The 7818-nt window shown below is 37.5% G+C and carries 6 protein-coding genes; 3 read left to right on the top strand and 3 right to left on the bottom strand.

The features are described from left to right. Positions 1–175 precede the first annotated feature (175 nt). Together VB797_RS18135 and VB797_RS18130 are read left to right on the top strand one after the other, a co-directional pair. Positions 176–3088, top strand: a complete 2913-nt coding sequence (locus VB797_RS18135) for a pentapeptide repeat-containing protein (RefSeq protein WP_323239122.1) — start codon at positions 176–178, stop codon at positions 3086–3088. A gap of 133 nt (positions 3089–3221) precedes the next feature. Continuing rightward, entirely contained in the window at positions 3222–3980 is a 759-nt protein-coding gene (locus VB797_RS18130; protein ID WP_323239121.1) for a hypothetical protein, read from the top strand. A gap of 202 nt (positions 3981–4182) precedes the next feature. Here the strand turns inward: VB797_RS18130 and VB797_RS18125 are convergent, their stop codons facing one another. The 3 genes from VB797_RS18125 to VB797_RS18115 all read right to left on the bottom strand — a co-directional run bounded on the left by VB797_RS18125 (position 4183) and on the right by VB797_RS18115 (position 6750). Continuing rightward, entirely contained in the window at positions 4183–5073 is an 891-nt protein-coding gene (locus tag VB797_RS18125) for a hypothetical protein (protein ID WP_323239120.1), read from the bottom strand. Between the two features lie 125 nt (positions 5074–5198). Further along, positions 5199–5714, bottom strand: a complete 516-nt coding sequence (locus VB797_RS18120) for a hypothetical protein (protein ID WP_323239119.1) — start codon at positions 5712–5714, stop codon at positions 5199–5201. A gap of 391 nt (positions 5715–6105) precedes the next feature. Further along, positions 6106–6750, bottom strand: a complete 645-nt coding sequence (locus VB797_RS18115; protein ID WP_323239125.1) for a class I SAM-dependent methyltransferase — start codon at positions 6748–6750, stop codon at positions 6106–6108. Between the two features lie 91 nt (positions 6751–6841). Here VB797_RS18115 and VB797_RS18110 point away from each other — a divergent pair. Continuing rightward, a partial coding sequence (locus VB797_RS18110) for an ArnT family glycosyltransferase (RefSeq protein WP_323239118.1) occupies positions 6842–7818 on the top strand: 977 nt, incomplete at its 3' end.

The raw sequence follows: 7818 nt of genomic DNA, 5'->3' as shown, positions 1-7818 counted from the left end.
TAACTCCTAACTCCTAACTCCTAACTCCTAATTCTTAACTCCTAACTCTTAACTCCTAACTCCTAATTCTTAACTCCTAACTCCTAACTCTTAACTCCTAACTCTTAACTCTTAACTCCTAACTCCTAACTTTTAATCTAAAATCCCTTAACTTCTACATCGACTGAGTATTTAAATGAACTTTAGTATTCGACATTGGTTGACAGAAAACTATATCGAAATAAGTCAAATAAAAGATTTTTCGCAAGCACAAATTACGGGTGTAGCTTTGCGAATAATTCGGGATATGGAAGTTAGAAGCCCTTTACCGTTTGATATATGTACTTTAGCAGAAGTTATGGAACTTCCTTTAGGGGCTGTTTGGGATGAAATTGGTCTATTTGCTCGGTTAACGCAGAGTATTTTGAGTTTATTGGGACAAAATAAGCCTTTTAAGCGTAATGAAGCTACTTGGTTGACTTTTCAAGTTGCTTATCTACAAGCTTTAGAAGAAGTTCTACTTGACGAACAAGGTCTCTCGCGAGTTTGGTTAGAAAGGACGCTGTTGCCAGATAATAAGGGGAGAAGGGGACAAGGGGAAAATTTATTCGTTAATCCTACGGTAAAACCCTTGCGAGATGAGCATTTACAAGCTTTTATAAAAATTTTCAGGGGTGAAAAGCTTACTGATGTGCAAGCGGAAGAAGCACTCTATAAGGTTGCTCATTCTTCTTTCGTACAGCAGATTAATCATATTGCTGTAGCTTGGTTAGTTGCTAATACCGTTCCTTCTTCGGAAGCGGAATTGATTATTCGACGTTTAGAGAATAAATTGTTAGGACATTTAATTGTAGTTGTCAGTGAAAATGCTACAATTTTGGCTCAGTTACAAAAGTTTTTTAAATTAGGCAATTCTCTTGAATTAAGAACTACAGAAATTCATTGGAAATCTGACGATAAAATTGATTGTGCAAGAGAAAGTTATCGAGCAAGTTTGATTAAAAAACTTGGTGAACCGCTGTTAATAGAATCATTTTCTCTCATAGATTTATACGTTCCGAGCAAAGGTTTACCTGTAAAGGAACATCAGCCAGTCGATTTAATGAAATGGGTGGTTTCACAGTTGGAATTAGAAACCATTACTGTAATTGAGTCAGATAGTGGTTATGGAAAAACCAGTTTCTGTCAAATATTCGCCGCACGGGTTGCACGGAAATTTTACCCTGATTGGATACCTGTTTTGATTAATCTTAAAGAAATAAAAATAGGTGAAACTTTTTTAGAAACCCTTGAATCTGCTTTTAAAAACGATCGGGTAAATTTGTCGGCTTGGCTCAAACCTAAAGATAAGTATTTGCTAATACTTGATGGATTAGACGAACTACCTCAAGCTGGAGCCTTGAACATTATTTTTATCCAGCAGTTACTGAAGTTTCAAAGGGAGAAAAAACACAAAATTATTTTGACCAGTCAAAGCTGGGCGCTACAAGATATTATTACTAAAGCAGCAGCAAAATTACAGCGAATTAAAATTCAACCCTGGGGACAAGATGAATGGAAACAGTGGTTCGCAAATTTGTCAAAAGTGCAGTCGATGACGGTTGCTCAAAACTTTTTTGCATTATTAAAAAGGAATAAAGCTTTTTCTCAAAGGTCTCAATGTTTACTTGCAGATTTTGTCCGTCACCCTTTAACGTTATATTTGCTCGCTGTTTTACACCGTAACGAACTACTTGATGATGAGATATTACAGCTAGCAACCAATCCTCAAATTACAAACAGCGCTGCGGTATTGTGGAGGATTTACGAGCGTCTTAATCAATGCTTGTTGGGTCATCCATCCGGTATGTCCCCATATATTCATTCCCAAGAACTACCTAATCAAATACAATCTGTAGCGCTGCAAATTCTATTTTCGCGGAAGAAAAAGATTAATCTTACAGGTGATTTTAGTAAGCTATCAGCCTTTTATTTTAAAAATGACCCCTTCCCTATACCCCATACCCAATTCTCTCACCCCAACTTAGGAGAATACCTTTGTGCTAAAGCCATTGTCACCAAATTAACAGCTTTAACAAAACGCGATCGCAATGCTTACGGGGAAATGATTTTTGCTATAGATTCTCCGGAAAATATCGCTGAATATCTTTATTATTTACTTGGTTACGGTATTCTAACCCCAGAAATTGAAGAATTTGCGATTGAAGGATTGCGACGAGAACAAAGTAAATTCTCCTTTGAATTGTTATGCGATCGCTTACAGCCATTTTGGTACAGTTACTGTAGCGGACGTTGGTTAGATGAAGGAATAGCACATAAAGCTTGGTCTTATTTTAAAGAACTGCAAAACCCCTTAAATGTAGAACAAGTAAATGCAGCAGTGGGAATAAATGTGTTTTTATTGCTTAGTGCTTGCTACCGAGAAACTAAATTAACTTTTTCACCCTGCGGAAATCCCAATCTTTTAACAGAATTTCAGCCCCAAGCAATAGTAAAATTGATTGCTAAAACAGCACTTTTCCATAGAGATATTGCAAGAGTGCAAATTGGTGAAAAATCTTTAACACTACTCGACTTATCAAAAGCCGATTTAACACAAGCAATATTATCCCGAGTCAATTTTGCTCACACAGATTTATCAAATGCTCAGTTGAAAGATGCTTGTTTAGTAGGTGCAAATCTTGCAGATGCAAACCTAACTGGTGCTGACTTAACAGATGCTAATTTGACAAATGCAAATCTGACAAATGCCAAACTTACTGGTGCTAATCTCACAGGAGCCAACCTTTTAGGAGTAAACCTCGATTTAGTTAATCTTTCCAACGCTTGCCTATTTCAAGCTATTATTGCAGAGGCTCACAAAGAAACTGCTCTAGCAAACGGTGCCGTATTTTCTTTAGATAAATTTGAGGAACTTCAACGTTTGTTATCGTATCAATCACAACCATATGATACACACACAGGAGAAGAAACCCAAATTGCATTTAATGAAGTTCCTTCCATAGGGAAAATTGAAAGCGTAGAAGGGGAACCAAGTTTACCTTTAGATTTAGATGATGATGACATGGAAGATGAAACCGTTTTTGGTACTAATCCTGCGGATTTTTAAAGGATGAAGAGCAGAGGAGTTAGGAATGAGGAGTTAGGAGTTAGGAGTTAGGAGTTAGGAGTTAGGAGTTATTTAACCTTTAACCTTTGACCTTTAACCTATTTTTTACGTTATATTTTGATTTTTAAGTAAAATGGTACGACTTTATCACGTATTGCTAGGTTTGATACTGATTCCTGTAGGTGTTGCAACTGGTATTTCTTATTTTTCTGCGGATAAAGAATCAGAAGCAAGTTCGGTGAAAACACCAATTACAAGTTTGGTTGGTGCAAAATCAGATCAAACTAATGTTTGGCAAAATTTAATTGCAGAGACTCCGCTTCCACCTGGTTGGAAAATTAATCCCTGCGAACAAGAGAATAATTTACTGTGTGTCTCTGCGAATGGGAAACCTGTAGGTACGGTGCAAATGCAAATTTTTCCTTTAGAAAGCCAGCCTAATTTTCAAGAGATGTTGCTTAATGCTGGTATTCCTCCTAATTCCAACGTCAATGATCAAAGTCCTAAATATTCTATACAAATAGCTACAGCACTTAATTCTTGGGTTACAAATAACTACATAGCGTTAGCGAAAAGCGGTAATTATGTTTATGACGATAACTTAAAAGCAGCTAAGACTAAGGATGGTGTATTATTTTCTCCTTATCCACTACAGAAAGTATGGGTTGGGAAGCTTGAAGGAGTGCGTTACGGTTTTGCTGGACTCAAACAAAAGGGTGGAGTATACGAGCAGCATACGGGTTATGTCGCTTTTGATGGTAAAGCGCTGTATTTAATTAACACTGCTTTCAACCCCGATCTAAAAACTGGTAACTTTGAAAAGCTGGAGAATTTGTCAGTATTTGAACCGTATTTAAATGCAGTTGCGGCGAATTTGAAGCTACCGAATTAGAGATAATTAATTGGATATCATCATTATTCTCGTTACAAGGCTCTGCCTTGTAATGCATTACACAAGGCTCTGCCTTCGTAATGAATGGAATAAAGAGCCTTCCTCATGGGTGTTCCCAGCCAAGAGGCTAACAAGTTAGAAGCTTTAATCGCAGGTAATCGGTAACAAGAACTATTACCAATTACCTGGAAAATCCTAAAATCTAAATTTCGGCTACAGCCCGCTCAACTAACCTTCTAGCTAGGGTTTGCGTACCTGTATGCTCGAAATAGTTGGTGCTGACATCGAGGAAAGCGGCGAGATAATCTAACTTATCGTCGGCAAAATCCACAAAACTACTCAACTTACCTGCAACTTTCTGCGGAGTTAAATCATTCTTCGATACGGTGTTGCTCATCCAACCTTTGACTGAATCAAAACTGGAGCCGATAAAGTTAAGTTTACCTTCAGAATTGCTACCGGGAATTTCATCATTCATCTGCTTGAATGTGGAGTTGTCTTCCAATTCTTTAGGACTCATTCTATTGAGTGCAGATTGGGCTTGTTGAATAAAATCGGGACCTAGAGGAATCAAACCATCAAAGCAGACTAGTCCTAACATTCGGATATAGGATTCACCGCTGTATTCACCCAAGGAAGCGACAAAATCGCCAATGCTATCTCCAGGAATACCGTTGATACTGCAAAAAGCTAGTAACTCGGCAATTAATTTCAAAGATAAATCAATAGTTTGCGCTTTATCCGCTTTGGGGGTAAATCTGTTGATTAAACCTCCAACTAAAGGAATTTTTCCACTAACTTTATTTGCTAAAGCTGCTGCACCCAAAGCCTTATCGGTACTGTCAACGGTTTGGTACAACCATAAACCTTTTTGATAACCTTGAGAGCGGTCATTGTAAAGATAAATTGCGCGTTCCCCGATCGCTTGTATGAGGCTTTCGTCGGTTTCGGCTGTTACTTCTTTAATTGTATTGACAAAACCAACTGTATTTTTCCAATGACCTGGGGTTATGGAATCAAGCGCATTTAGCGCTGAAACGGTTAAACCGCTAGTTGGCAATTCATCAACCAATTCAAAAATCGGTTTGCTCATGATAGTAGAGTCCTTGATTATTTATTGCTGGGAAGATGGGTTGAGAGTTAGAAGTTAGGAGTTAGGAATTAGGAGTTATTACAACAACTATTAACTAACAACTAACAACTAACTATTAATAACAATTAAGCTTTTAATCTTGATAAACCGTTAAGGTTAAATTTCTGGAGCCAAGCTTCTCTATCGGTGGCTGTAAATGAAGGACTGCGGGACAAGACTTTTACTTGATAGCGATTGTCTACTAAAATCGCTGTTTGGGTGCTACCAACTTCCACTGCTGGATAACCAGAGATTTTTTTGGTGCTATTGGTAAATTTTGCTGCTGCCGAAGGTAAGCTGGTGGTATCGGAAATCGCCATTACCGCAACATCTTTACCGTCTTGTTTCAGCTTCGCTTCAGCAAAACCTTTTTTCTCTTGAGTGAAAACCCGCTCATAACCACCGGATGCAGACGGGAAGAATTTATTAAATTCGCTACCTTGAGTGGCATCTTTAGCGATCGCTTGTCCTTTCTTCTGCTGGCTGCTTTCTTGCTGTACTTGGTCGAAACGTCCTGGTGCTTTTTGAGCGCAGGCTGTTGTCAGTAATATTATCGAAAGAAGTAAGGCAGCTAATATCCTACGCGCACGGGGAAAATTCATCTTTGACTCCATTGGCTCCTAATTTATGTTTGACTAAATAAAGTATAAAGGATTAACAATTTATACTTTATGACTCATCCTTTATACTTCATATGTCAATAAAAAAAATTACTTTTTGATCGCATTTGAGTACGTTAATCAACAGTTAAACTTCTTAACTAAACAATTTTAGATTTTAGATTTTAGATTAAAAATCGGATGCCAAAAATATAACTTTCTATGTTTAGCTATGGAAAAAATACCGTGAGAGTCATGGTTTTATCTCTCGAAGCTTGATTTATCCAGAGATTGTAGCTGATTTCACCGTAGTCAATCCAAAATCCATTGACGCGGAAGCGTCTTACCGCAGGGTAATCCAAAATCTAAAATCCAATTAACCTTTTTTTAACTGTTAATTTCGATGAGCTATAACAGCATAAAACGGGTCGCCACTTCCCGCACCTAACCACTGGAGGAAATTTGGTGCGGATGTTTGATTTATGATTACCTCTGGAGGAGTAAATCCGGGAACCGATTGAAAATAGCTTTTAACTAATTCGACTCTACCCGTTTCACTACTATCGCGCCATGCTTGAATTGCTTTTTGGAAAAACATTCTGTTAGAAAAGCTGAAAATAGCTACACCACCGGGTTTGAGAATGCGGTGAATTTCAGTAAATATTGCTTCCGGATACTGCAAATATTGTACGGAAACACAATTGAGAACGGCATCAAACTCTTGGTCTTTTAACGGTAATTTGGGATTTTCGTTAAGATTTTGGATAAAATAATTGTCAAATTGCGGATTACGTGCTAATTCTTCAGCATTCAGTCCGTGTCCTTCAACGTGACTAAACTGCATTTCTTCGGGTAAATGAGACACCCAACTGCTCATCATGTCAAAAATCCGCGTATTCGGTTGGAGACGTTGACGGTACAAATCCGTAAGTTGCTCAATAAATCCCTCGTCTACATGGGTAACAAAACGAGGAAGCCCGTAAAATAACTGATCGTCGGTGTCATCTAACTTCAAGCGTTGATTTGGTCGAAGCATTATAAAATTCCCTGGTGTAGCACTTTACATATTTTAAAAAGAGACTCAACAATTAATTTCGTTAAATCGGCTATCTGCAATTTTTATTAATCAAATGGCATCCAAACTCAAGTTTTTTCCGATCAAACTAAATCTCACTCGGACAAGTTGTCCTTATTTAAGTTTATTGGTTTGGATAGTTCCGCTCTTGTTACTGGGTATAGGAAATAACAGCCTGATGGCTCATGATGAGGGGCTTTACGCTTGGCGATCGCGATTAATGTATGATTCGGGAGACTGGATCAATCCTTGGGAAAGTCCCCATCACAAAACACCTGGTTTCTATTGGTTAGTTGCGGTTTCTTACAGCTTATTTGGGGTTAATGAAATTAGCGTTCGTTTACCAAATATGGTTTTGGGTGTTTTGAGCGTATTTATTACATATGAAATTGGCAAAATATTATTAAATCAAAAAGTGGCTTGGCTTGCCGCTGCTATTTTAAGTGTAGAGTTTCTTTGGTTACAATATTCGCGTTTAGGAACTCCAGATGTACCGTTGGTTTTCTTGGTACTTTTAGGAATTTTATCTTTATTAAAAGCCGAAGTAAATTTTAAATATCGTTATCTTTGGGGTTTGATTGCTGGCTGTAGTTTTTCTCTAGGCTTCCTATTAAGAAGCTTTATGATTTTTCTACCGATAATAGCTTTGTTACCTTATTTGATATTACTGCATCGTCGTCATCATCATTTAGCAAATCCCATGCTGTATCTGGGACTTTTATTAGGTTTAGTACCGACTATAATTTGGTTGAAACTTAGTTCTTTACGCTTTGGTAGCGATAGTTTTGCACAGTTAATAAATTTTGTTGTCCAACAAGGTTCAAGCGAACGTGTTAATAATAACTGGGCTTATTATTTTTGGAATATTCCTATTTTAGCTTTTCCTTGGTCGTTGCACGGGTTGTTAGGTGCGGGTTTATTAATTCGTGATTTTTTATCTAAATATAATTTTAAACGAAAACAAGAGGCTATTACTTCTAGTTATCAAAGCGAGCAATATGGTAATGGAAATTGCAAACAGTATAGTAATGG

Source organism: Rivularia sp. UHCC 0363, from assembly GCF_034931125.1.
Classification (GTDB): domain Bacteria; phylum Cyanobacteriota; class Cyanobacteriia; order Cyanobacteriales; family Nostocaceae; genus Rivularia.
Note: the sequence above shows the minus strand (reverse complement) of the source record. Positions and strands in the feature narration are given on the sequence as shown.